Annotated in this window: 22 protein-coding genes and 1 tRNA gene; 12 read left to right on the forward strand and 11 right to left on the reverse strand. The window is 36.8% G+C overall.

The genetic code is table 11. The annotated features are described in order from the left end of the window. Window positions 1-62: 62 nt before the first annotated feature. The 3 genes from Q0983_RS10740 to Q0983_RS10750 form a co-directional block, all read right to left on the reverse strand. Complete coding sequence (locus Q0983_RS10740; protein WP_299552634.1) at window positions 63-3,329, reverse strand: S41 family peptidase; 3,267 nt, start codon at window positions 3,327-3,329, stop codon at window positions 63-65. A 135-nt stretch (window positions 3,330-3,464) separates the two neighbouring features. Continuing rightward, window positions 3,465-4,904: a DASS family sodium-coupled anion symporter gene (locus Q0983_RS10745; RefSeq protein ID WP_299552637.1), complete on the reverse strand. Its 1,440-nt coding sequence runs from the start codon at window positions 4,902-4,904 to the stop codon at window positions 3,465-3,467. Window positions 4,905-4,914: 10 nt separating this feature from the next. Beyond that, window positions 4,915-5,919, reverse strand: coding sequence for an exo-alpha-sialidase (locus Q0983_RS10750; protein ID WP_299552640.1), 1,005 nt, complete (start codon window positions 5,917-5,919; stop codon window positions 4,915-4,917). A 95-nt stretch (window positions 5,920-6,014) separates the two neighbouring features. Between Q0983_RS10750 and Q0983_RS10755 the strand changes: the two genes are divergently transcribed. Then, window positions 6,015-6,392 carry a Na(+)-translocating NADH-quinone reductase subunit F gene (locus tag Q0983_RS10755; RefSeq protein WP_299552643.1) on the forward strand — a complete coding sequence of 126 codons (378 nt, stop codon included), beginning with the start codon at window positions 6,015-6,017 and terminating at the stop codon, window positions 6,390-6,392. A gap of 1 nt (window position 6,393) precedes the next feature. Further along, window positions 6,394-7,374, forward strand: coding sequence for an FAD:protein FMN transferase (locus Q0983_RS10760; RefSeq protein ID WP_299552646.1), 981 nt, complete (start codon window positions 6,394-6,396; stop codon window positions 7,372-7,374). 81 nt (window positions 7,375-7,455) lie between these two features. On the opposite strand, the gene Q0983_RS10765 is transcribed toward Q0983_RS10760, so the two are convergent. Genes Q0983_RS10765 through map form a run of 3 tightly spaced genes read right to left on the reverse strand, consistent with a single transcriptional unit; the run spans window position 7,456 to window position 9,385 of the window. Beyond that, on the reverse strand, window positions 7,456-8,241 hold the full coding sequence (locus Q0983_RS10765) for a class I SAM-dependent methyltransferase (RefSeq protein WP_299552648.1): 786 nt from the start codon (window positions 8,239-8,241) through the stop codon (window positions 7,456-7,458). A gap of 6 nt (window positions 8,242-8,247) precedes the next feature. Continuing rightward, window positions 8,248-8,565, reverse strand: coding sequence for a cupin domain-containing protein (locus Q0983_RS10770; RefSeq protein ID WP_299552651.1), 318 nt, complete (start codon window positions 8,563-8,565; stop codon window positions 8,248-8,250). Between the two features lies 1 nt (window position 8,566). Continuing rightward, window positions 8,567-9,385: a type I methionyl aminopeptidase gene (gene map / locus Q0983_RS10775; protein WP_299553189.1), complete on the reverse strand. Its 819-nt coding sequence runs from the start codon at window positions 9,383-9,385 to the stop codon at window positions 8,567-8,569. A 125-nt stretch (window positions 9,386-9,510) separates the two neighbouring features. On the opposite strand from map, the gene Q0983_RS10780 reads away from it, so the two are divergent. Beyond that, window positions 9,511-10,776 carry an acetyl-CoA hydrolase/transferase C-terminal domain-containing protein gene (locus Q0983_RS10780; RefSeq protein WP_299552654.1) on the forward strand — a complete coding sequence of 422 codons (1,266 nt, stop codon included), beginning with the start codon at window positions 9,511-9,513 and terminating at the stop codon, window positions 10,774-10,776. Here Q0983_RS10780 and Q0983_RS10785 read toward each other — a convergent pair. Both Q0983_RS10785 and gpmI read right to left on the reverse strand, forming a co-directional pair. Continuing rightward, window positions 10,769-11,173, reverse strand: a complete 405-nt coding sequence (locus Q0983_RS10785) for a BT0820 family HAD-type phosphatase (protein ID WP_299552656.1) — start codon at window positions 11,171-11,173, stop codon at window positions 10,769-10,771. The genes Q0983_RS10780 and Q0983_RS10785 overlap by 8 nt on opposite strands. A gap of 127 nt (window positions 11,174-11,300) precedes the next feature. Then, on the reverse strand, window positions 11,301-12,818 hold the full coding sequence (gene gpmI, locus Q0983_RS10790) for a 2,3-bisphosphoglycerate-independent phosphoglycerate mutase (protein WP_299552659.1): 1,518 nt from the start codon (window positions 12,816-12,818) through the stop codon (window positions 11,301-11,303). Window positions 12,819-13,069: 251 nt separating this feature from the next. Between gpmI and Q0983_RS10795 the strand changes: the two genes are divergently transcribed. Further along, a complete protein-coding gene (locus Q0983_RS10795) occupies window positions 13,070-13,474 on the forward strand; it encodes an ankyrin repeat domain-containing protein (RefSeq protein ID WP_299552662.1) in 405 nt (134 codons plus the stop codon). Window positions 13,475-13,540: 66 nt separating this feature from the next. Here the strand turns inward: Q0983_RS10795 and Q0983_RS10800 are convergent, their stop codons facing one another. Further along, window positions 13,541-14,308, reverse strand: coding sequence for a M48 family metalloprotease (locus tag Q0983_RS10800; RefSeq protein ID WP_299552665.1), 768 nt, complete (start codon window positions 14,306-14,308; stop codon window positions 13,541-13,543). Window positions 14,309-14,448: 140 nt separating this feature from the next. On the opposite strand from Q0983_RS10800, the gene Q0983_RS10805 reads away from it, so the two are divergent. Together Q0983_RS10805 and Q0983_RS10810 are read left to right on the forward strand one after the other, a co-directional pair. Beyond that, window positions 14,449-14,874 carry a GNAT family N-acetyltransferase gene (locus tag Q0983_RS10805; protein WP_299552668.1) on the forward strand — a complete coding sequence of 142 codons (426 nt, stop codon included), beginning with the start codon at window positions 14,449-14,451 and terminating at the stop codon, window positions 14,872-14,874. Between the two features lie 50 nt (window positions 14,875-14,924). Further along, window positions 14,925-14,997, forward strand: a tRNA-Gly gene (locus Q0983_RS10810). Between the two features lie 129 nt (window positions 14,998-15,126). Here the strand turns inward: Q0983_RS10810 and pepE are convergent. Continuing rightward, entirely contained in the window at window positions 15,127-15,834 is a 708-nt protein-coding gene (gene pepE / locus Q0983_RS10815; RefSeq protein ID WP_299552671.1) for a dipeptidase PepE, read from the reverse strand. 164 nt (window positions 15,835-15,998) lie between these two features. Here pepE and Q0983_RS10820 point away from each other — a divergent pair, with 164 nt between their 5' ends. The 6 genes from Q0983_RS10820 (at window position 15,999) to Q0983_RS10845 (ending at window position 23,811) form a co-directional block, all read left to right on the forward strand. Continuing rightward, complete coding sequence (locus Q0983_RS10820) at window positions 15,999-16,802, forward strand: carboxypeptidase-like regulatory domain-containing protein (RefSeq protein ID WP_299552674.1); 804 nt, start codon at window positions 15,999-16,001, stop codon at window positions 16,800-16,802. Beyond that, a complete protein-coding gene (locus Q0983_RS10825) occupies window positions 16,789-17,562 on the forward strand; it encodes a hypothetical protein (RefSeq protein ID WP_299552677.1) in 774 nt (257 codons plus the stop codon). The genes Q0983_RS10820 and Q0983_RS10825 overlap by 14 nt, the downstream gene beginning before the upstream one ends. A gap of 303 nt (window positions 17,563-17,865) precedes the next feature. Further along, window positions 17,866-18,369 (forward strand): DUF6702 family protein, encoded by a 504-nt coding sequence (locus tag Q0983_RS10830; protein ID WP_299552680.1) that lies wholly within the window; start codon window positions 17,866-17,868, stop codon window positions 18,367-18,369. A 112-nt stretch (window positions 18,370-18,481) separates the two neighbouring features. Continuing rightward, a complete protein-coding gene (locus Q0983_RS10835; protein ID WP_299552683.1) occupies window positions 18,482-20,788 on the forward strand; it encodes a M1 family metallopeptidase in 2,307 nt (768 codons plus the stop codon). A 275-nt stretch (window positions 20,789-21,063) separates the two neighbouring features. Next, the gene (locus Q0983_RS10840; RefSeq protein WP_299552686.1) at window positions 21,064-21,366 is read left to right on the forward strand and encodes a twin-arginine translocase TatA/TatE family subunit; all 303 of its coding nucleotides are present in this window, start codon (window positions 21,064-21,066) and stop codon (window positions 21,364-21,366) included. 159 nt (window positions 21,367-21,525) lie between these two features. After that, a complete protein-coding gene (locus Q0983_RS10845; protein ID WP_299552689.1) occupies window positions 21,526-23,811 on the forward strand; it encodes an ATP-binding protein in 2,286 nt (761 codons plus the stop codon). Between the two features lie 103 nt (window positions 23,812-23,914). On the opposite strand, the gene Q0983_RS10850 is transcribed toward Q0983_RS10845, so the two are convergent. After that, entirely contained in the window at window positions 23,915-24,688 is a 774-nt protein-coding gene (locus tag Q0983_RS10850; RefSeq protein ID WP_299552692.1) for a prolyl oligopeptidase family serine peptidase, read from the reverse strand. Window positions 24,689-24,691: the final 3 nt, after the last annotated feature.

The raw sequence follows: 24,691 nt of genomic DNA on the forward strand, positions 1-24,691 counted from the left end.
TAACTATAAGGCAAAATAAAACCCAACACGCTCATGTTGGGTTTTATTTTTTAATTACTATACTAATTTCCGGTTGCGGGGGATGAATATTCAGGATGTGTTATAGTTCGTTTTGTGCTCAACTGCTTCATTAATTCCTCAACAGCGCGTTCTAATTGAGGGTCTTTGCCTGTAGAAAGTGCCCTGGCATCCTGTCTTACTTCAATGTCCGGTGCAATACCAATATTCTCACCGATCCATTTGTTATTAATCGGGTCAAATACGGCATTATCAGGCGCTGTAAGAGCACCGCCATCCACCAACCTGTAATGTACCGATGATTTAACCAAACCACCCCATGTTCGCATGCCTATTAGTTTACCGGCCTTTTGTTGTTTGAATACCCAAGGAAAGAAATCACCTCCGGACCCTGCCATTTCATTTATAAGAAGCACTTTGGGCCCTAATATACCGGCAGGCAAGGTCATGGGTTTGCCGTTTGGCACTTCATTGGTTATGCCGGCTCTTAAACTCCTGGTCATTAAATCAACCATATAATCATCAAGTAATCCGCCTCCATTAAAGCGTTCGTCTATAACAGCGCCTTCTTTATCCTGCTGGGCAAAATAATACCGATTGAAAGACACAAAACCCGGTCCACCTGTATTTGGAACCCAGATATAGGCCAAACGACCATTAGATAGCTTATCTACTAAACGCCTATTGTCTTCCACCCAGGTTCTTTGCCTTAGAGAATTCTCACTCCTGATGGGTTTAACAATTTCTTTCCAGGACTCTTTAAATTCCGGCTTAGTGTTTATATGTAATATGGTTTGCTTGTTAATGGTACCGTCCAATAACTCGTAGATATCACTATTGGCATCAGTTTGCACACCATTAATTCCAACAATATAATGGCCTTCTTTTATGTTTAATCCGGGCGCATCTAAAGGGCCACTCAATCCGGGATTCCAGCTTTCCGTGGTATAAATACGTTTTATTTTCCAACTGCCGTTATCAACTATTAAATCTGCACCGAGTAATCCAACCTGATTGCTTTCAACCTTGGGGAAGTCACCGCCAAAGACAAAACTATGACCAACTGAAAGTTCCCCGTTTACCTGGTCTAGAATATAGTTAAGGTCTGCTCTGTGTTTAACAAAAGGTACTAAAGGGGCGTATCTTTTGTATACCGTTTTCCAATTGCGCCCGTGCATGTCGGGGTCATAAAAATAGTCACGCTCATAACGCCATGCTTCTTCAAACATTTGCTCCCATTCGGCTGCATAATTAAGTTTCATTGACAGCTTTACTTTGATAGCTTTCCCTCCCTTTCCGCTTGCACCGGAGGTACTTATTCTTTTTAAACTTCCCGAAACCCGAGCAAGCATGTGCTTGCCGTTATTGGTAACAGACACCTGATTAGCACCGGAAAGAAATTCTTTTGATTTTTGATCTTTTAAAGTGAATTTATGAATGTTATTACCTCGCCCGTTTGGAATAGGCTCTCCAATAAAAGCGGCCCCCTTAGGTCCGGCAATAATAAACCGATATCTTCTGGCTGGCATAGGTAATGCTAATATGCGCCTGTTTAAACCGTTAAAATCTATAATGACCTTTTTACTTTTATCATCCTTTTTCTCTTTGGCATCTTTACCTTTTTTATCCCCTTCATCCTTTTTTTCTTTTTTCTCGTCCTTTTCTTTATCTTCTTTTACGTCTTCTTCGTCACTTTTAGGTTTAAAAGGAGAATCATCTTTGGCATTTAAATTAACTACATACGCCGCGTAATTAGGCCTTGAGGTCATGGCGCTTGTGTTAGCCCATCCGGAACCCAGAGCCACATCTGTACTGGCTAAGAAATATAGCTGCTTCATATTTAGATCCCAGGCAGGTGAAAAGGAATCGGCAAAAGGGTCTGTGATTGGCGTTGCAGTATTTTGAGTCATTGACCAAATGTATAATTGCCTGAAATTGTTACTGCTGGATTTGGAATAGGCAATCCAGTCAGAGTCCGGTGACCATGTCATTCGAATTCTGGTACGCTCCAAATTGTTATTTCCAACATCAATGGTTTTGATTTTTTTGGTTTCCAAATTCACGACTCTTAACCTCACATCGTCATCAACAAAAGCAATGTGCTTACCATCCGGTGACCAGGAAGGATTCCATGCCATTTTAGATTCACCAATGCCTATACGTTCCGGTTCAGATAATCCGTCCTGCGATGTTAACATAAGTGCATATCCTTTTCGATCTTCATCAGAGAACCAGGCAATTTTATCGCCCTTAGGAGACCAAATTGGGGCTCTGTCAGCGGTTTCAGAACTTTGAGTCATATTTCTGGAATCTCCAAACTCTACCGGAACCGTAAAAACCTCACCTCTTGATTCTACTATAAGACGTTTGCCATTAGGAGACAAAGAGGCTGAACGCGATGCATTGGAAACGTCTTTCCATTTGGTTTGTGCCCAGGGAAAATCGCCAATGACGTTTATGTTAAGTTGAGAAGATTTATTGGTATTCAAATTTAAGATATGTAAATAACCATCTCTTTCATAGGCAATGTTGCTACTATGTCCTGAAATCCATTTAATGTCTGATCCTTTGAAATTAGTGACCTGGTTTAAAGCTTTGGTTTTAGTGTTAAAAGACCAGATGTTTGACACCAGATCACGATCTGATAAGAAATAAATGATGTCGCCTAACCAAATGGGTTGTATGTCTGTTGAATTCACATGAGGTAGAAGGTCTTCAGCTTGAGTCTCTAAATCTAAAATAAACAAAGGCGTATTTTGGCCACCTCTGTAGGCTCGCCATTCGGTATCCCATCTGCTGATCTTATCAATAACCACTTTTTTGCTGTTTGGAGAAAAGTGTCCGTCAAAAGCCCATTGCTTTGATATAAGTTTTGAAGGGCCACCTTTAACCGGAACTGTCCATAACCTGTTATAGGGACTTGGAGCAGTTTCTCTGCGACTGGCATAAAGGATATGCTTACCGTCATTGGTCCAGCCTCTTACACTGGCGCCACTGGGATGCCAGGTGAGACGTTTAGGTTCACCGCCTTTAGCAGATACTACATATACAGCACTGCTTCCTGCTCTGTTAGAATTGAATGCAATCCACTTTCCGTCAGGTGAAAAGTAAGGGTTAGACTCTATAGCGGCAGTGCTGGTAATACGTTTAGCTTCACCGGAGGCTAAGGAAGATATCCAAATATCACTTCCATAGGTGTATGTAATTTGATCGTCACTTATATCGGGCTGCCGTAAAAGCCTGGTGCCCTGAGCCATACAAAGACTCGATAAAAATAGGAGTGTAATACCGAATAAAATAGATTGTTTCATTTTTTGATTGATTAAAAAGTTGATTGCAATATCCTTACAAGGTAAACATTTTTCATAGGGGCTAATCAGAATTAGCCAATATTTGCAAAATATTAACACGAATGGAATTAAGGCAGTTTTTATTTCCTCAGGCTCCTAAAAAATTAAGGGTACAAAAAACTTAAATACCAATATTAAAAGCGCTACAGATATTAAATTTAAAATAACACCAACACGGGCCATTTGGTGAACTTTAACAAAACCACTGGCAAATACAATAGCATTAGGAGGAGTGGCCATAGGTAACATAAAGGCACAACTACTTGCCATGGTTACAGGAATTAATACATAAAGTACCGGGATCTCCAAACCAATGGCAATACCGGCAACTACCGGAGCTAAAACGGCTACCAGGGCTACATTACTCATCAGTTCGGTCATAAACAACATTAACAGGATAAGCAGGGAAACCATGAGCAGCACACTAATATTACTATTGGCAATACCGTTTGCAACAACATTAACAATACCACTCACCGACATGCCTTTGGCTAAAGCCAGGCCACCGCCGAATAAAATTAGGATTCCCCAGGCCAGTTTTTGTGTGTCACTCCAAACCAGAATAAATGCTCCTTTTTTTAAGTTGAAAGGAAAGGTAAATAATGCCAGTGCCCCAAAAAGACTGATCATGGTATCGGATAATGCCAAATTAGGTATCAGAGAATTGATAAGCGATCTGAAAATCCAGAGGAAAACAGTTATCCCGAAAATGACTAACACATGTTTTTCTTTTGCTGTTAATTTACCAAGTTTTGAAAGTTCAGTATCAATAACGTCGTTGGAAGCATTGAATTTCAGTCCTGTGTTAGGGAACATCCATTTCACCATAACGAAGTAGATAATGGCAATTAACAGACATGAAACGGGAAACCCTAATAGCATCCAATTAAGGAATGATACTTCTATATTATACTCATTTTCAAGTAGTCCGATTAAAACGGAATTAGGGGGTGTGCCAATAATGGTAGCTATACCACCGGCATTGGCTGAAAAAGCAATACCTAACATGACACTAATAGCGAAATTCTGATCTTTTTTAGTAAAACCATCGGCGTCATTAATAAGTAAATTGATGACTGATAAGGCAATAGGAAGCATAACAACGGTACTGGCTGTATTGCTTATCCACATGCTCATAAAAGCCGTAGCGATCATAAAGCCTAAAACAACTTTATTGGGTGTGGTTCCCGTTTTTTTAATGATGTTTAGTGCAATTCTTTTATGGAGGTTGACCTTTTCTAAAGCTAAAGCCAAAACAAACCCGCCAAAAAATAAAAACACGATAGGGCTACCGTAGTTAGCCCCTACATCAGCTATAGGTATTACCTTAAATAAAGGAAATATTAAAAGAGGCAATAAAGCAGTGACAGAAATAGAAACCGCTTCGGTGATCCACCAGCAAATCATCCAAAGGGCTAAAGCAATAACGGTGTCCGCCTTGTCAGAAATAAAATCGAATGATGATAATTGGAAAATAATAAAAAGAAACGGACCTGCGAGTAATCCGATTTTTTTTGAAAAAGGGTATTTTTTCATGTTTTATATACTATTCAATGATGTTTTTAATTGAAACCCTATAAATACTACTCAATCCATTTGTAGGTTGTTCAGCAAATGCTATAAACTCATCAACCGAACTAAAGGTTTCAGGGTAATTGGTCCTTAAGCTGGAAAAATATAAAATGTGAGTTTTAGAATCATAATACGGACAAAAATCTAATTTATTTGAGTTAATAGGAGCTCCAAAGTTTTTAGCCGGTTGCCAAATGTCGTTAGCGTCTTTGGTGCTATAATAAAGGTCACCACCACCATGTCCATCAGGCCTTCCGTAAGAACTGTAAAAGATTAGTGTTTCTTCAGGGTTTACATAAGCATTAAATTCATAAGATTTTGAGTTAATAGTGGAATCCAACACTTTTGGATTTTGATATTGTCCATTTTTGTATTCACTTCTGTAAATATCTTCCAAACCAAAACCTTCAGGTCTGGTTGCCGTAAAATATAAATTACCGGAATTTGTCACGGAAGGATAGTATTCCTTCCCTTTAGTATTGATGGTAGAATCTAATGCCACCGGTTTTTGCCAGGTGTTGTTTTCTTTTTTACTTACCCAAATATTATAATCTGTTCTGGTAGAGTCATCATAGATAGGCCTGTTAGAAGCAAAGAAAAGCAGCTTTCCATCCGGAGAGAAAAAAGGTTCAATATCCTGATAAGTACCACAAAAGGGCAGCATGGTTTTATCACCCCATTTTCCGTTTTCCTTTTTCAGGCTAACTAACATTCTTCTACTTTCTTTTTGATTACCCAACGTATAAATTATTTCATTTCTGTCGGGAGATAAAGCAAAATCACGTTGGGTCAAATGGGTTGATATGGCATCAGGAAATAAAAGCTCTAATGAATCCGGAGCTGTTTCAAAGTTTATAAGGGTCTTTTGAGGTTTTGAATGACTACAATTAATTAAAATACTTAATAAAATTATGAAGGCTGAGATGGAGATGCATTTTTGGTAAATAGGATCAAGGACTTTGACAAAGTGTTTAATCATATGTGTAAGGTTAGTACTCTTTAATGTAAATGGACTACAAAAATATTAAAGTTAAACAAATTTTATTCAATTATATAAAAGCCTAAATTTGCAATATGAGTAAACCACTTACCGAGCAAGAACTGCATAATTTAGCAATGAACCATGTTGGTAAAGACCTGGAGCAGCGTGGTTTTGAGTTTATTGCAGTAAACAGTCAGCTTAAAAAGCATCCGCAATTTGTATGCATTGATAAAAACGGCCAATATTATTTCGTTATTGTAAAAGCGGTATTGCTACCCAATAACCCAAACAATTATGATGTAGTCTGGATGGAATCGTTTAAGAAACATGCCAGGGAAAAAGATGCTAAAGTACTTTATGCCGGAGTTGGGCTGGGAAATCCTAATGGTGAAAGTTTGCCTCTTTATTTAGATCAGGATTATTTGTTAGAATACAACGGAATACAAGTTGTAGAAACTAATTTAAATTAATATGAAAAGGGTTCTTTTATCCTGTTTTCTGGGACTGGCAATATTAGGCTGTAAAGAAGAAATTAAGAACACTAAACTTTCCGGAGCCGTATTTGGCACCTCTTATTCTGTTATTTATGATTCTGAAATAGACTATCAAAAACAGTTTGACAGCTTGTTTTATATCCTTAATAAATCCTTGTCAACATACCAGGTGAATTCGGATATTTCAAAATTAAACAGGAATGAAACGGTTGAAATAGATGAGCACTTTGTTAGGGTTTATGAGGCATCCAAGAAGATTTTCAGACTTACTGACGGTGCTTTCGATCCTACCATCGGTAATGTTGTAAATGCCTGGAGCTTTGGTGCGGATAAGGCTATAAAAGACCTGGATAGCTTAAAAATTGATAGCCTGATGCAGTATGTTGGGTTTGATAAAATTAAATATGTTGACAGTTTTATTCAAAAAGAGAATCCTAATGTCTATTTAGAGTTTAACGCTATTGCCAAAGGCTATGGAGTTGATGTTATTGGCGAGTTTTTGGAAAGTAAGAACATTGAAAATTATTTGGTGGAAATTGGTGGTGAGATTAGGGTGAGAGGCGAGAATAAAGAAAAACAATCCTCTTGGAAAGTCGGTGTTGAGAAACCGCATTTTGATGGCAAGCAGTCTATTTTAAAAGCCATTAAATTAAAAGATGCAGCCATGGCAACTTCAGGGACTTACAGAAAGTTTAAGGTAGATGAGAACGGAAATAGATATTCTCATATTATTGATACCGGGACAGGGTACCCGAGTAAAACCAACTTGTTGAGTATTTCGGTAATTGCCGATGATTGTATGACAGCCGACGCTTATGCCACCGCTTTTAAAACTATGGGTATTGAAAAGGTAAAAACCTTTTTAAAAGACCATCCGGAACTTAAGGTCTTTTTAATTTTTGAAAATGAAAACAAAGCATTCGAAACGCTAGCTTTAAACGGTTTCCCTGATGCCTAGTTAAAAGTCATTTCGATCCCGATAACTATCGGGAGAGAAATCACGTAATTATGAGATACTTTATTCGGTTTAATATGCCAATTAGTGTTTATAAACCACGGGAATAATCTCTCCTTTTGCCAAGCAATATTTTGTGATGGCTTCATCAGAAAAATGAGAGGTATAATCGACTTCTTCCACTTGAAAACCAATACTTCTAAGCTTATCAAAATAGTCACGGCCATAAACCCGAACATGATCATATTGTCCAAATATTTTGGCGCGTTCTTTTTTATCAGTGATACTGTTGTCTTCAAAAGTGACGACTCTCTTTAAATCCTGTGGAATTTGAAAAATGCCCATACCGTCGGCTTTCATGACTCTATATAATTCCTTCATGGCTTTGGTGTCATCAGGGATGTGTTCCAAAACATGGTTGCATAAAATAAAATCAAACGAATTATCTTCAAATGGCAGGTCACAGATATCGGCTTTGACATCTGCCAATGGCGAATTTAAATCGGTGGTCACATAATCTAAATGCCCCAACCTTTTAAACCGCTTATAAAAGGCTTGTTCCGGGGCAAAGTGAAGTACCTTTTTAGAAGCACCTGAAACAGGTGCAGGTTTAAAAAAGTCCGTTTCATTTTTTAAATACAACCAAAGCAACCTATGTCTTTCCAATGACAGTGTAGAAGGAGACAATACATTATTACGTTGGTTACCATAGCCATAAGGTAAAAAGGTTCTAAAGCTTTTTCCATCTATGGGGTCAGTAAAGGTATTCCCTTTTAAAAAGAAAGCTAAAACGGGCCTGACTATATAGCTCATCCTAATAAGTAAAGGCCTTGGAATGACGTTGAGTATTAATTTAAAGAGCCTTTTCAAAAGCGATTATTTATAATCTTCGCGCACCGGGTAAAAGGTATCGGTCACTACACAATCGGTTAAAGCCACAGCACTGTGAACAGCATTTGAAGGAATGATGGTAATAGTTCCGGGTTCCAGTACTTGAGTGACACCATCAATGGTCATTTCCAGTCTGCCAGAAATCATTTGGGTCGCTTGTTCTTGGGGGTGTGAATGTGCCGGTAAAACGGCTCCCTTTTCAATGGTTACAAAACCAATGGTCATATTTTTTGAATGCACATATCGCCCCTTGATACCTTTAACAAGTGTTCTTTCGGGTATGTCGGATATTTTAATATTCATTTTATAAAACTAAGGCTTCCTGGCGAAATTCGGCTTCTTCGTCGCTTTCAATGCCTAAAGCTTCATAGATATAGGCAAAGGTTGAAAGCAATTCCGGTTTGCCATCGATAAGTGCTACATCATGTTCAAAATGGGCACTTGGTTTTTTATCAAGTGTAGTGATGGTCCATCCGTCTCTATGCTGTTTTATGCGATGTGTCCCCATATTGATCATAGGCTCAATAGCAACCACCATACCTTCAACAAATTTTTTGCCTTTTCCGCGTCTGCCGTAATTTGGCATTTCAGGATCTTCGTGCATTTTTGCACCTAAACCATGACCCACCAGTTCTCTCACCACACCATAGCCATGCGCTTCACAATATTGCTGAATGGCATAACCTACATCACCAACACGATTGTTAGCTTTAAATTCTCTAATACCGACATATAATGATTCTTTTGTTACCTGAAGCAACTTTTCAACTTCCGGGGCTATATTTCCTACAGCGAATGTATAGGCATGGTCTCCGTAAAAACCATTTTTTAAAGCACCACAATCTATAGAAATAATATCACCTTCCTCTAAAGGCGTTCCGTTGGGAATACCGTGTACCACTTGTTCATTCGGACTCATGCAAAGGGTATTGGGAAAATCATATAAACCTAAAAAACCGGGTTCTGCACCATGATCTCTGATGTGTTCCTCGGCTATTTTATCTAATTGTAGCGTGGTAACCCCGGGCTTGATTTCTTTGGCTAAGATCCCTAAGGTTTTAGAAACAATCAGAGCGCTTTCGCGCATTAATTCTATCTCTTCTCTTGTTTTTACAATAATCATAAACGTAGCTATCGGATTGCAAAGATACTTAATTTTAACGATTCTGCTTTTTAATCTCATCAATGACTTTTGACAGCTTTTTTCTCTCTTATAATAAATAAATTAGTATGCTAAATTGAATAGAAATGTATAAAGTTGTCACCATAGAAGAAGCTGTTAAAGTTATCAAGAGTAATGATAGAGTTTATGTACAGGCAGCCGCCGCCGCCCCTCAATTATTAATGAAGGCCATGGCAGAAAGACACGAGGAACTCAAAAATGTTGAGGTGTGTCATTTGCATGTTGAAGGCGAAGCACCTTATGCGAATACCGCATACCGGGATAGCTTTCATGTTAATTCCTTTTTCATAGGAAAAAATGTGCGCCATACATTGTCAGAAGGAAATGGTTCTTATACCCCTGTTTTTTTAAGTGAACTTCCATTATTATTTAAAAGGAATATATTGCCCCTGGATGTGGCTTTAATTCATGTATCTGTTCCGGATAAGCACGGGTATTGCTCTTTAGGTGTTTCGGTAGAGGCTTCCTTAGCAGCCATTGATAATGCTAAAGTTGTAATAGCTCAGGTGAACAAACAAATGCCGAGAACGCATGGAGATGGTATTATTCACTGTAGTGAAATAGACTTATTTGTTGAATGTGATGAACCAATCCCGGTACTTGAATCCGGGACACCTTCAGACATTGAAGATAAGATTGGTGGTTATGTTGCGGATTTAATTGAAGACAGGAGCACATTGCAAATGGGTATAGGTAGTATTCCTAACGCCGTTTTATCACGTCTTACAAATCACAAAGATCTGGGCTTACATACAGAAATGTTTTCTGATGGTGTCATCGATCTAATTTTAAAGGATGTTGTAAACGGTAACTATAAACACATAAGCCCGGGTAGAGCATTATCCACGTTTTTAATGGGATCTAAACGTTTGTATGATTATGTTGATGATAACCCTTTTGTTGAGATGCGGGAATCCGATTATGTAAATGATGTTTCCATAATAAAACAAAACCCCAGAATGGTGGCCATAAATTCAGCTATTGAAGTAGACGTTACTGGCCAGGTATGTGCAGATTCCATAGGATCGAAAATGTATTCCGGTGTTGGAGGTCAAATGGATTATATCAGAGGGGCTTCTTTAAGCGAGGGCGGAAAAGCTATTATTGCATTGCCATCAATTACTAAAAAAGGCATTAGCAGGATAGTCCCTGCTTTAAAACCAGGAGCAGGCGTTGTTACGACACGTGCACATGTACATTACGTTGTAACCGAATATGGCGTTGCAAATTTATATGGGAAAACAATAAAAGACCGGGTGAAGGCTTTGGTAGACATAGCACATCCGGATCATAGGGAGGCCATTAATAAAGCTTATTTTGAACTTATTTGAAGAAGTTGAAGAACCCTTTTTTCTTTTCAATTCTGGGATGTGTTGAATCTGTTAACTCCTGATAGATTTCGCCCCAACCCGGAAATCCACCAAAATTTCTGTCGTCTATAAATATGTCGGCATTGATCTTCCGGCTCACATCATTGATGAACCGTTCTTCTGGGAAGCTACTGTTTACCGCGTAAAAATCAATCCCGTTTTCTTTGCAAAAAGCTACGGCTTCATGAAGTTTTAAACCATGTCTGTAGGTCCATAAAATTAATCTGTGACCCTCGTTTTGTAGTTTTTTTAAAGTTTCAAAAGCAAAAAGTTTGGGCTTGCCTATTTTTGGGTAAGCATCTTCAACTATAGTGCCGTCAAAGTCAACTGCAATTATTAAGTGTTGGTTAAAATTCATTTAAATAACAGATTTGAGTTCTTACAAAAGTACAATAATTTTTTCGAGAGATTTTTTTGATGCGGCGGTAAAACAAAACCCCGCTTTTTAAGCAGGGTTTTAAAACGGGTATAGTAGTTGGGTATTATTATACTAAAGCATGTTGCGTCATAGCTTCGGGTTGTTCAACACCCATAAGCTTTAAAATGGTTGGGGCCATATCCCCTAAAATACCATCTTTAATCCCTGTTAAATCGTTATCAATTAAAATAACAGGAACCGGATTTGTAGTATGTGCTGTATTAGGCGTGCCGTCCGGGTTGATCATAGTTTCACAATTACCGTGATCTGCTATCAATAATGTTGAATACTCATTTTCCAGGGCCGTTGTAACCACATCTTTTACACAGGCATCAACTGCTTCACAGGCTTTTATGGCGGCTTCCATAACACCGGTATGACCAACCATGTCACCGTTGGCAAAGTTTAAGCAAACAAAATCGACATCACCTTTTTCTAATTCAGGAACCAGGGCATCTCTTAATTCATAAGCACTCATCTCAGGTTTTAAATCGTAGGTTGCTACTTTTGGTGAGTTTCTTAAAATACGTTGTTCCCCTTCAAAAGGCTCTTCCCGGCCGCCGGAGAAGAAGAACGTAACATGCGGATACTTTTCAGTTTCGGCAATTCTAATTTGTTTTTTGTTATGCTTTTCTAGAACTTCACCTAAGGTTTCCGTTAAATTCTCTTTATTGAAAATCACCTTAATATTTTCATAGGTGTCATTATAATTGGTAAGTGTAACATAATGCAGCCTAAGTTTTTTCATATCGTGTTCAGGAAAATCTACCTGTGATAGCGCTTCTGTTAATTCACGGCCCCGGTCTGTCCTGAAATTAAAGAACACAATGACATCATCCTCTTTTATGGTGGCTATCGGTTCATTAGCTTCATTAGCCGCTACTATGGGTTTTATGAATTCATCTGTTACATCATTTGCATAATTAGCTTCAATAGAGCCGATAATATCAGTTGATGACTCTCCTTTCCCGTTTACAAGTGCATCATAAACCAACTTGATACGTTCCCAGCGCTTGTCTCTGTCCATAGCGTAATAACGGCCTGAAATACTGGCAATTTCTGTGTTTGTATTTTCAATGTGATGCTGTAACTGCATTACAAAACCGGCACCGGATTTAGGATCAACATCTCTCCCGTCAGTAAATCCGTGAACGTATGAGTTTTCAATACCAAAATCGTTAGCAGCATCAATTAAACCTAATAGATGATTAATATGGGAGTGAACACCACCGTCACTTAATAAACCTAAAAAATGAACATCTTTATTATTTTCTCTGGCATAGTTAAAAGCATCGACCAGTACTTTTTCGCTATTAAGTGTTTTATTCTCAACTGCTAAATTAACTTTAACCAGATCCTGATAAACAATTCTACCGGCACCAAGGTTCATGTGCCCAACTTCACTGTTTCCCATTTGGCCTTCCGGTAGCCCCACATGAAGTCCGTCTGTTCTTAAAGTAGCATAAGGGTATTTTGTGTAAAGCGAATCGATAAAAGGCGTATTGGCATGGTCTATTGCTGAGACTTTCGGATCTGGAGAGTTACCCCAGCCGTCCAGTATCATTAAGATAACTTTTTTGTTCATTTTTTGTTAAATTTTAAAACTAGACAAAGATACAGAAGTTTAAGAAAACTAAGGGTATAAAAAACGCTGAAAAGCCCTAATTTTTAAGGCTTTTTCAGAAAGTTATTAAAGAAAACGTTTTCGTTAACAGTTTGTGAAAAAAACGTTAAAAATCTGTTATAAAAAAAAATCATTGTAACAATCTCGAAAAAAAATCGTCTCTTTAATATATCAAAAAGCGAATCATATAATCAAACTTAAAATCTTTCATCATGAAAAAAACAATCATTACCACTGCATTTGCATTGTGTGTTGCCGTTGTTTCGGTAAATGCAACATCAACTACTTCAACTATTGATAATAATAGTACTTCTGAGTATTTCTTTAAAGTAAATTCATTTTGTGTATCCATCGCAAAAGGTGATTTTGATACTGTAAAGAAATTAATTGAGAGAGGCGCCGATGTTAATGAACGATCTAACGGAATGACTCCTGCCATGTATGCAGCGAAATTTAACAGAACTGAAATTTTAAAGCTTTTAATTGATAAAGGCGCGAATTTAAAATTGAGATGTACCAGTAAAAATTATACTGCTGTTAAGTATGCTGAATTACATGGAGCAGATGAAGCTGCAGCTATTATTAAAGAAAATTTAAAGAAGAAAAAGAAGAAGTAATTATCATAATTTTAAGTAATTATTTTGAGTTAGTCAGTAAAAAAGCCTCGCAACGCGAGGCTTTTTTTATTGGTTTTTATATTTTCTTATAGCTTCTTTAATTTTTTCAATTCTATTATCCGGATCCGGATGCGTGCTCTGGAATTCGGGAACTCTATTGGGGCCGGCGGCAGCTTTTAAAATTTCCATAACGTCAATCATTTCCTCAGGATTATAACCGGCATCAATCATAAATTTCACGCCCAGTTCATCACTTTCAAGTTCATCATCCCTACCGTTTGTCAATAGGGTTTGTTGCCCGATGCCGCTCACCAGACCACCCATATCCGCCCCGACAGATCCTGCAGTTACCAGGCCTTGCCAATATTCACTTTCGGCAATACGCTCGGCACTGTGCCTGCCCAGAACATGGCCTATTTCATGCCCTAAAACACCTGCCAGCTGATCTTCATTTTCTAGTTTTGAAAACAGAGCGTGTGTTATAAAAATCTGACCTCCGGGAAGTGCAAATGCATTTATGGTCCTGGGATCCGCTAGCAAATGAAATTCATATCGGTAAGGCGTTTCTTTGGCAATACTGCTATTAACCAGCTTATTTCCAACATTATCAACCAGAGTCTGGTATTGATTGTTAGGATGTAAACCCCCATGTTGTTGTGCCATTTGAGGGGCACTTTGTAAACCAATAGCAATTTCTTTATCAGGAGTCATAGAGATGGTTTGGGTCCTTCCGGTATACGGATTTACTTCCTGCTGACTGCATCTTTTAAGAATGAAAAAAATAGCGATGGCAGCTCCGATTAATAACCTGACTTTAAGATTTCTTCCTCTCATGACGTGAAAATTAGAGTACTAAATTTACAAAATATAGTTATTGTTAATGTTAAATCTCATTGAAAGTATTATTTAGACACTGATTCTGGTAAAAGTCACTTATTTTTGTTAAGTCAGGTATTCATTAAACACCCCATTCTATGGCTTATGTCTTTAAGATTTTAGAGAAAGAAAAAATAAATTCAGTAGTTCCTCTGGTTTATGAACTTAATGAAGGTAAAATTTCAGAAAACATTTTGAAACAACGTTTTTCCGAGATGATTACTCAAAACTATGAATGCGCTGTCATCTATGATGGTGATAAATTAATTGGAGTTAGCGGATTATGGTTTTGCACCAGGCATTATTCAGGTAGAAGCGTTGAACCGGATCACGTATATATTGATAAGGATTACAGGGGTAAAGGCTTGGGCAAGCAATTTTTTAATTGGATTTATAACTATGTAAAAGAAAAAGGTTATGAAGCAGTAGAGCTAAATACCTATGTGTCAAATGCGCCATCACACAAGTTTTATTTTAATGAAGATTTTAAGATTTTAGGCTATCACTTTTTAAAAAAGTTGTGACATTTTCTTGCAAATGATTTGATAGATTGTCTATATTTGCAATCGCAAAGGCGGGAGTAGCTCAGTTGGTAGAGCGTCAGCCTTCCAAGCTGAATGTCGCCGGTTCGAACCCGGTCTCCCGCTCAACAGACTTCATCAAAAGGTGAGGTCTTTTTTTATGCATTTAGGTTTGTTAAAAATCTCATACCAAGGTGAGAAGTTTACCCCTGAGCTCAGCCGAAGTGTAGAAATGTTCTGGAAGACATATCACTTTCATTTCAAACCATTTAATTCAGATTCGGGTGCTACTTCATATGGTGGTTTGTTTACTTCAAAAATGCGGGCAGTTAGAGATCCTTTCAGAACAATGGAATCATTTTTCACATGCAACCAGCTACCTTCCCTTAAACCAATTACGGGCTGGGTATTAAAATGATGAAACTCTTTTATTCTTGTTTCCCGGGTTTCCCCCATATGCGTGCTATTATCATCCGGGTCTAAATAGTGTGGGTTTATGTTGAACGGAACCAATTTTAAAGCTTCAAAGCTGGGCGGATAAACAATAGGCATATCATTGGTAGTTTTGATGGTTAATCCACAAATGTTGCTGCCGGCACTGGTGCCTAAATACGGGATGCCTTTATTTACAGTAGTCTGTAAGGCTTCAACCAATTTATTTTTATAGAGTTTATTGGTTAAAACAAATGTATTGCCACCACCAACAAAAATGCCCTTGGCATTTTTTACGGCTTCAGCGGGATTCTCAAATCTATGAATGCCCTGTACACTCTTGTTAATTTTCCGAAAACCTTTTTGTGCTATTTTAGTATAGTCATCATGTGATATACCACTAGGTCTTGCATATGGGATAAATAAAATTTCTTCTGTATCTTTAAAGAAAATAGCTAGTTCATCTAAAATATAGTCTAAATAACCACTTCCGTGAATGGTTGAGGTACTGGCAATAAGGATGTTTTTCATCTGTTTAGTTTAAAAAGCCGGCTGTTTTAATGAGAAATTGCCTAAATACTAAATCTCACTTGTTGAGTAAAATTAGTCAATTGTATGTTTTAACAAAAGTTTAGAACGGTTTTTCATTTTAATTAAGATTAGAAAACCGAACTTTATATTTTAAACCAATCCATATGAAACAAATAGTTCTTTTTTTCGGGCTTTTATTTATAATGTTCCATACACAGGCTCAAACCATTAACAGGGTTGAGGTAGATGGAATAATATATGCCGATGCCAATGATGTTGAAGGTGTAACAGTTTTTAATACGTCTTCGAACGTCGGAACTATTACTAACAAAAAAGGGGAGTTTAAAATGGAAGTTGCCGTCAATGATATCATACAAATTTCGGCGCTTCAGTTTAAGGCCATTTCAATAGCGATTAGTGAAGACGTGGTTAATTCAAAAAAACTAAGAATCCATTTGGTTGAACAAATCAATAAACTCGATGCGGTCTTACTGTCATCAGGACTCTCAGGAAATATTGCTACGGATATAGAGAACGTTAATTATTTAAAACCTATTCTTTTAGACATGGGTAGTATGAACGTTGATTTTGAGTATCATGATGATAAAAAGTTTGATACAAAAGCAGTTGAAGCAGACTTAAAATCAAGAACTAATAAAGGCGAATTGTACAACGGGTTCGACCTGAAGAAAATTTCTAATCTAATTTTTGGTTCAAAAGATAAAAAATACAAAAAGCCTGAATATTTTAATGTTGAAAAACCAGTAGAACTGGTTGATGTTTATTCCCATGAATATATAAGTGAACTATTTGAAATTCCTTTAGATGATGTAGATAGCTTTGTGGCTTATGTTGAAACTCAGGACCTGGACAGAGAACTTCTTAAAAGAGGAAATGAAATTAAATGCCTGCAGTTCTTATACGAAAAAAGCCAGCAGTTTTTAAAGAATGAGGATGCTAAAAAGTAGAGGCTTTCCAGTCTTATTTTTTCTGTTTTCTGTTAGTGTATCTTATTCGCAGTCCGTTGAAATTTTAGGGAAGGTTGTGAGTAAAACGGATGTTGAAAATATCCATGTCATCAATAAAACGGCTCAAACATTTACAATTACAAATAAAAAGGGCGAGTTTAAAATAACAGCAAAAGTTAACGATACCCTCCGGTTTTCATCTATTCAGCAAGGGATTAAAGATGTGATAGTTTCAAAAGGCGTTATTACGTCAAAAACCATGTTGGTGCCTTTAGATGAACAGGTGAATCAGTTGGATGAAGTAGTGGTTGGAAAAATACTTACCGGAGATTTGTTCTCTGATATTGAAAATGCCGAAACAGATGATCCTATCAATTTCTATGATGTTGGCATTCCGGGTTATACGGGTAAAATAGCGACACAAAGTGAAAGGCGCCTTAACGAAGCCATCACAGGAGGAGGCATAGTGCCTTTGAATCCTATTATAAATGCCATTACAGGCAGAACAAAAATGCTTAAAGAGCGTATTAAACTGGAAGAGCGTGCCAATTTGTTGCGCAAGATCAAATCGGATTTGCCTGATGATTTTTTTAGTAATTATCCGCTGGACGAAGATTTAAGAGCGGATTTTTTCTTTTTTTGTGAAGAAGATCCTGATTTCACTAATCGATGCAAAGGAAAATCCGATTTGGAGGTATTTCAATTTTTAAAAGAGAAACTCCAACAGTACAAGCAAAACCTACAATCTGCCAAAGATTGATCTTTTTGGAACACTTTTTGAAATTGTAGTTAAAAAAACTTCGAAGCTTAGCTTCTGGGTTACCATTAAAATTGTCATTTCCGTGAAATCAAAGATTCATGAATACAATTATTTGAAAATAAGATCCATGAATAAAATGGGAATCTAGAATAAAGAATTTTTGATTTTAATAACGAATATTGAAAATAAAGACGTCGATTGGTTTACTTTTTAGGTAATTGGTTTCAAAAAATTCTTTATTTACATTAGCAAAAAAAAAAATTAAGGTGGCGTCCGATCATTGAAAAACCTTAAGAATAACAGATGAAATTTTTAAAACCGCTTTTTTTCCTTGTAATAATACCGTTGTTTGCTTTTACGGGCATTCATAAATATTACATTAGCGTTACCCAAATTGAGTATGTGCAAGACAAACAATCGGTTCAAATCATTACCAGGGTTTTTATTGACGATTTTGAAAATGTATTGAGAGCACGTTATGATGAATCTATAACTTTAGATGAAAAGGAAGAAACTACATCCACCAATTTATATATTGAAAAGTATTTAGATACTAAGATTAAGGTAAAGATCAATGAACAGGAGGTGAGCTTGGTTTTTATTGGTAAGGAGTATGATCTCGATGTTATGAAATGCTACCTTGAAATTGAAAATATTGAGAACATAAAATCGTTTGAAATAAGCAATAAGGTTTTATTTGATATGTTTGAAGACCAGCAAAACATTATTAAAACTAAAATAAATTCCAGGCAAAAGAGCTTTATCCTGATCTCTCAAAACGATAAGGCGGTGTTAAATTTTAATTAAAAATAAGATAAACCTAACCTGAAATCCTTATTTTCGTTCAATTTTTAAAATAGGGGTAGGATTATTATTTCAATTAGTAACCTTTTTATTAGTTAAAACATAAAATTTGAAAATGGAAAGACTTAAGTATTATTTATTGTCTGTGGTTTTTATTTCTGCAGCTGTTTTTGCCCAGGAACAAGAGACAGAAGACGTTAAAACAGGGCATACAAACAATAACAAGTTTAAACAGTTGTATGATGAGTTTTCATCGCCTAATATGTACAGATCTGCTTCGGGAGCCCCCGGAAGCGCTTATTATCAACAACAGGCGGATTACAAAATGGATATTGTTTTAGATGATAAAAATGCAAGAATTTCCGGTTTCGAAACCATTACTTATACTAATAATTCACCGGATCATTTAAAATATCTTTGGGTGCAGTTGGACCAAAATGTACGGGCCAAGGATTCCAAATCACCTCTAATTGAGGGCAGCGGTTTGGAGCCGGTAATGAGACCGGGTGAATTTACAGCCAAGTATATGAAAGCACCGTTGGAAAGAGGTTTTAACATTCAAAAGGTAGCAGATGCTAACGGTAAGCCTTTACCGCATATGATTAACAGAACTATGATGCGTGTGGAGTTGCCAAAGCCTTTAAAAACAGGTGAAAAGTTTTCGTTTTCAATTAAATGGTGGTATAACATCAATGACCATGTTAATGAAGATGGCCGTTCCGGCTATGAGTATTTTCCAAAAGATGGCAATAGAGCTTATGTAATAGCCCAGTTTTATCCAAGGATGGCGGTTTATAATGATGTTGAAGGATGGCAAAATTCCCAGTTTTGGGGACGCGATGAGTTTGCATTGCCGTTTGGGGATTATGAAGTGGATATTACCGTGCCGGCAGACCATATTTTAGATGGTACCGGAAGGCTTATAAACAGAAAAGACGTTTTTTCAAAAACCATGATGAAACGGTATGAGGCAGCAAAAAAATCTTATAATAAACCTGTATTAATTGTTACTCAGGAGGAAGCTGAAGCAGCAGAGAAGGGGTTTTCCGAAAAAGCAAAAACATGGAAGTTACGAGCTGAAAATGTCCGTGATTTTGGTTTTGCCACCTCAAGAAAATTCATCTGGGATATGATGGCAGTTAAAATTGGCGGAAAAGATGTGATAGCCGTATCGTTATATCCGAAAGAAGGAAATCCGCTTTGGGAGGAATGGTCAACAAAAGCGGTTGCCAGTACCTTAGAATCATATTCAAGGATGACCTTTGATTATCCGTATCATAAAGCCATCTCCGTTCATGCAAAACAACAAGGTATGGAATACCCTATGATTTGCTGGAATTATGGACGTCCGAAAGAGGATGGTACCTATAGTGACCGTGTAAAGTACGGTATGATGGGCGTTATCATTCATGAAGTAGGGCATAACTTTTTTCCAATGATCGTGAATAGTGATGAGCGCCAGTGGACCTGGATGGACGAAGGCCTTAATACATTTGTACAATATGTGGCGGAACAGGATTTTGGAGAAAAATATCCTGAGGCTTTATCTCCACAACATGATGCCTTTCCATCAGACAGGGGGCCTGCACATTTGATTGTACCTTATATGGGAGGCAACCAGGATTTTATTGCACCTATTATGACCAAAGGCCTTAATACCTATCAGTTTGGTAATAATGCTTACGGAAAACCTGCTACTGCACTCAATATTTTGCGTGAAACCGTTATGGGGCGGGACCTGTTCGATTATGCTTTTAAAGAATATTCAAGACGCTGGATGTTTAAACACCCAACCCCTGAAGATTTCTTCAGGACTATGGAAGATGCCTCTGCTTTTGACCTGGATTGGTTCTGGAGAGGTTGGTTCTACACTACAGATTGGGTAGATATCGGTATAAAAGATGTAAAGAAATTCTACGTGTCTTCAACCCCTAACAGATTTGTTAAAGATATTATAGAAAAGCGAGGGATGAAGGTCGAGGATTTGCCGCCTTTAGTGTATATGGTTGAAGAGGGAAGCGAAGATTTCAAAGAGGAGATGAAAACGTCCACATTATTGGAGAATTCAACACCTCTTAAAGAATATGTTATGGATAATTTCACTCCGGAAGAACAAAAAAATATCAAAGCTCCTAATTTTTTCTATAACATAACTTTTGAAAAACCCGGAGGTTTGGTGATGCCTATTATTGTTGAATATACTTATGCCGACGGAACCAAGAAAACAGAAACATATCCGGCTCAGATTTGGAGAAAAAATGACAAGGAAGTCACAAAGGCCATAGCTTCGGATAAAGAAATTGTAAATATTACTTTAGATCCGAACTTGGAAACAGCCGATATTGATACCAATAATAATTCATGGCCTAAAGAAGTTCAACCAAGTGATTTTGATAAATTTAAGAATAAAGTAAAAGGTTAATAAAGACTCCCCGATGTTTATATAGGGGTTTCAGATAGAATTGTCATTCCCGCGACGGCGGGAATCTAAAATTAAAGCCGACTTTTTTAAGTCGGCTTTTTTTATTCTATAAAACACGCACTATATTTCTTCAGTAAAAAACGAAATTTTGTACTTTAAAAAATGCAAAATTTAGTTTCACTTCAGGAACCATCCTTAGACTGGCACAGGGCATCGCTTTATAAGTCCGTAATTTTTTTCATTTGGCTTTCTGAATTTTTAAATGAAAAAAATTAATGTACTTTTGTGCTGTGATATATCAACCTACATTTTTATTTATTAGCGGGGCAGAGATAGCGTTTATTCTGTTCATCGTTATTATGGTTTTTGGAGCCGATAAGCTTCCTGAAATTGCTCGTGGTTTAGGTAAAGGCATGCGTACACTTAAAGACGCTACTAACGATATTAAGCATGAGATAACCAAAAGCGCTGAAAACCACGGTATTGATACCAGTATTACCAAAGACGTTAAAAAAGAACTGGATAAAGTAAAGGATGACATAGATGACTTTACGGGTTCGGTTAAACGTAAGTTTTAGATTAGTTCTATATAATATTCCTGTTTTTCGTCTATTAAATCATACGTTTTGTCAGAAATGACCACTTTTTGACGAAAATTATTACGCGTAAACGACTATTTTCTTTTGTAAGTTTTTATACCTATAATTTAGCCTCACCAAATCTTATATACTTAACCTATGAAAACGAGAATATTAACGTATTTTCTTGCGTTTACGGCTATGGCCTATAGTCAGCAAAGTGAAAGAGACATTGTCAATAAAATTGACAGTATAAATTCTGAAGCTTTATCGTACTATGGCAAAAATCAAATAGTACAATCTTTCAAGGAATTTAATAAAGCAAAAAAGTTATCAGACTCTATTGATGATAGCTATGGAAAGGCTATTGCCTGTTTTAATTTAGGTAATATTTATAACCTGATGCAGGAATATGAAAATGCAGAGCATAGTTATATAGAGATGTTAGAGGCATCAAAGAAGACAGATGATAACAGCTTAATAGCGAAAGCCTTTCTCAGTTTGGGAGAATTCGAAAAAAAGATAAACCCTCCTCACGTTGCTTTGGATCATTTGGAAAAAGCGCTTGCCCATATTTCTAAGGATGACTATTTGGGAAAGAATGATTATGACAAATCCCTATATGAATCTATCCTGTTAAAAACCAGGATCAATTTGTGTGAATTATATCTTGAAACAGGTGACCTGGATCAGGCTTACTTAAACTTGTTGAGAATAGGTGACAGGGTAAACGATAAAACGGATTTGGAATCGTATTATATAAAAGGACACTTTAACTATCTGTATGGCCTGTATTATGTAGAGAAGGAACTTTATAACAGTGCCAGTCAAAAATTTGAATTAGCTGTTACGATCCTGAAACAGAAAAGTTTAGAAAACAAAGATGAGGTTAATTTACTTTTAGCTAAAGCCTATAAACAATTCTCTTTATCATTAGCAGAAGGAAATAATGAAGAAGAAGCTTATCAAGCGTTACTAAAACACAACCAATACCAGAATAAATTCATTAACGAAAAAAGGATCAATTACGAAGTTATTACAAGGTCAAAGCTCCTTATAGAGGATTATAAAAATGATGCTCAAATAGCTAAAACCGAAAAAGCACTTTTATTACAAAGAGCGGATGATATTAAGACCATAAACCTTGTCATAACGATTGCTTTGGTACTGCTGGCAATTACACTAATATTATTATATAAAGGCTATGCTTCCAAAAGAAAATTAAACACTGTTTTAGGCGAGCAAAACAGTCTTTTGGAATTTGCAAGGAACGAAGCTGTTAAATCATCTGAATTAAAATCAAAATTCATATCCAATGTAACTCATGAATTGAGAACACCATTATATGGCGTCGTAGGTATAACGTCGTTATTACTTAAGAATAATAACTTAAGTGCCTGTGACAATAAATTATTGGAGTCTTTAAAATATTCCGGAGATTATCTTTTAAACCTGATTAATGATGTCCTGCAGTTTGGGAAAATAGAGTCTGAAAAGTTGGAATTAAAGCATATTTCCGTAAACCTAAGGGAGTTGATAAAAAATAATGTTAATTCTTTCAACTACCGACTCCAGGAAACTAATAACAAGATCATTACGTCAATTGATGAAAATGTCCCTAATTATATAAAATGCGATAGCGTTAGGTTATCTCAGGTATTGATCAATTTGATCGGTAATAGTATTAAGTTCACCGAAAGCGGTTATATTCATGTTCGTATCAAAACACTTAATTTATCTGAAGATAATGTTGCTTTACATTTTGAAGTGGAGGACGAAGGAAAGGGAATTCCCGAGGAAAAATTCAATACGATATTCGAAAATTTTCAACAATTGGATGATGAAAATAATACGAATTACCAGGGAACAGGTTTAGGACTTTCCATTACCAAAAAAATAGTTGAGTTATTTGGTAGTGAGATTGAACTTGAAAGTGAAGTAGGCGTAGGAACAAAGATCAGTTTTGATATAACGTTCGATATTGATCATGATCAAAAATGTCAGGAAGAACTGGATGAGTCTTCAGGCAAGTTGGTTGATCTTAAAGAGAAATATGAGATCTTAATAGCCGAAGACAACAAAATAAACCAAATTGTGACAAAAAATCTGCTGAGCAAGCAAAATTATAATTGTGAAATTGTTGAAAATGGCCTGGAAGCAATAAAAGCTTTGGAAGAAAAATCGTTTGATCTTATTTTAATGGATATTAATATGCCGGTAATGGACGGTATAGAGGCCACGAAAATGATTAGAAAGAGCGATGCTAAAATACCTGTATTAGCCCTAACGGCAGCAGATATTGAGTATGTTAAAGAGAATTATGATGATATTGGTTTCACAGGCATATTAACGAAACCATTTGATAACGATGAGTTCTTTCAAATGATCGAGACGAGTATACAACGCAGTAAAAAATATGGTAATGGCCTGGAAAGAGTGTCTTAGATCATAATTTTATACTAATTGTTACTGCTTCCCTTTCCTCCTAAATAGGAGCGATAACATTTAAAATGTGTGACTGTGTATATTCTTATTCTTTTACGTAATATTACTTATGCTGTTTAAATAACCATGCCATCATCATTTTATCATTATAAGCAGCGATCCAGGAAAAATGACCTGCTTCTGGGTATTGAGTAAAGCCGGGATAAGCCCCTGCTTTTGTTAAAGCTTCTAACATGTTTTGAGACAAAGCAGCACCTACCGCACCGTCTTTGGCACCGTGAAATATCCACATGGGAATATGAGCTATTGCAGCAGCTTTTGTTATATCTCCGCCTCCGCAAACAGGTACGGCTGCAGCAAATAGATCCGGATATCTTGAAATGGCATCAAACGTTCCAAAACCACCCATTGAAAGACCAGTAACGTAAATTCTATTGGTATCTATGGGTAAATCTTTAATGGTTTTGTCAATTAGTTCCTTTAATAGCTGCATCGGTTTGGTGGGTTCTGGTAAAAGTGTCATGTTTTGGTAATTAAAGTTTCCCCAAAATGTGTCACTAGGACATTGAGGTGCTATGACAACAGACGGGTATAAGGACATATTTTCACTAGTGGCAAAATTCCTCACGCCCCACTTTAACTGGGCTTCATTATCATTTCCACGTTCGCCCATACCATGTAGAAAAATAATTAAAGGATATTTAGTATCTATAGCGATATCTGACACTAATTGTCTATATTTTAAGGTATCGCCAGTAGTATTTGTGTATTCTTCATAACTGAAAAGAGATGATGATTGCGCATACGTACTATTAAGGATTCCAAAACAGCAAAGCAACACCGGAATAAGAACGAAATTAAGCTTTGATAATGTCATGTT

This window comes from Seonamhaeicola sp. (assembly GCF_028281565.1).
Classification (GTDB): domain Bacteria; phylum Bacteroidota; class Bacteroidia; order Flavobacteriales; family Flavobacteriaceae; genus Seonamhaeicola.

Excerpts from the sequence above, each read along its gene's own strand:
- Q0983_RS10750 (WP_299552640.1), bottom strand. The coding sequence starts at position 5,919 with ATGATTAAACACTTTGTCAAAGTCCTTGATCCTATTTACCAAAAATGC.
- Q0983_RS10780 (WP_299552654.1), top strand. The coding sequence starts at position 9,511 with ATGTATAAAGTTGTCACCATAGAAGAAGCTGTTAAAGTTATCAAGAGT.
- Q0983_RS10755 (WP_299552643.1), top strand. The coding sequence starts at position 6,015 with ATGAGTAAACCACTTACCGAGCAAGAACTGCATAATTTAGCAATGAAC.
- Q0983_RS10825 (WP_299552677.1), top strand. The coding sequence starts at position 16,789 with ATGCTAAAAAGTAGAGGCTTTCCAGTCTTATTTTTTCTGTTTTCTGTT.
- Q0983_RS10830 (WP_299552680.1), top strand. The coding sequence starts at position 17,866 with ATGAAATTTTTAAAACCGCTTTTTTTCCTTGTAATAATACCGTTGTTT.
- gpmI (WP_299552659.1), bottom strand. The coding sequence starts at position 12,818 with ATGAACAAAAAAGTTATCTTAATGATACTGGACGGCTGGGGTAACTCT.
- Q0983_RS10745 (WP_299552637.1), bottom strand. The coding sequence starts at position 4,904 with ATGAAAAAATACCCTTTTTCAAAAAAAATCGGATTACTCGCAGGTCCG.
- pepE (WP_299552671.1), bottom strand. The coding sequence starts at position 15,834 with ATGAAAAACATCCTTATTGCCAGTACCTCAACCATTCACGGAAGTGGT.
- Q0983_RS10795 (WP_299552662.1), top strand. The coding sequence starts at position 13,070 with ATGAAAAAAACAATCATTACCACTGCATTTGCATTGTGTGTTGCCGTT.
- Q0983_RS10805 (WP_299552668.1), top strand. The coding sequence starts at position 14,449 with ATGGCTTATGTCTTTAAGATTTTAGAGAAAGAAAAAATAAATTCAGTA.
- Q0983_RS10840 (WP_299552686.1), top strand. The coding sequence starts at position 21,064 with ATGTACTTTTGTGCTGTGATATATCAACCTACATTTTTATTTATTAGC.
- Q0983_RS10785 (WP_299552656.1), bottom strand. The coding sequence starts at position 11,173 with ATGAATTTTAACCAACACTTAATAATTGCAGTTGACTTTGACGGCACT.
- Q0983_RS10835 (WP_299552683.1), top strand. The coding sequence starts at position 18,482 with ATGGAAAGACTTAAGTATTATTTATTGTCTGTGGTTTTTATTTCTGCA.
- Q0983_RS10770 (WP_299552651.1), bottom strand. The coding sequence starts at position 8,565 with ATGAATATTAAAATATCCGACATACCCGAAAGAACACTTGTTAAAGGT.
- Q0983_RS10740 (WP_299552634.1), bottom strand. The coding sequence starts at position 3,329 with ATGAAACAATCTATTTTATTCGGTATTACACTCCTATTTTTATCGAGT.
- Q0983_RS10760 (WP_299552646.1), top strand. The coding sequence starts at position 6,394 with ATGAAAAGGGTTCTTTTATCCTGTTTTCTGGGACTGGCAATATTAGGC.
- map (WP_299553189.1), bottom strand. The coding sequence starts at position 9,385 with ATGATTATTGTAAAAACAAGAGAAGAGATAGAATTAATGCGCGAAAGC.
- Q0983_RS10845 (WP_299552689.1), top strand. The coding sequence starts at position 21,526 with ATGAAAACGAGAATATTAACGTATTTTCTTGCGTTTACGGCTATGGCC.
- Q0983_RS10800 (WP_299552665.1), bottom strand. The coding sequence starts at position 14,308 with ATGAGAGGAAGAAATCTTAAAGTCAGGTTATTAATCGGAGCTGCCATC.
- Q0983_RS10850 (WP_299552692.1), bottom strand. The coding sequence starts at position 24,688 with ATGACATTATCAAAGCTTAATTTCGTTCTTATTCCGGTGTTGCTTTGC.
- Q0983_RS10820 (WP_299552674.1), top strand. The coding sequence starts at position 15,999 with ATGAAACAAATAGTTCTTTTTTTCGGGCTTTTATTTATAATGTTCCAT.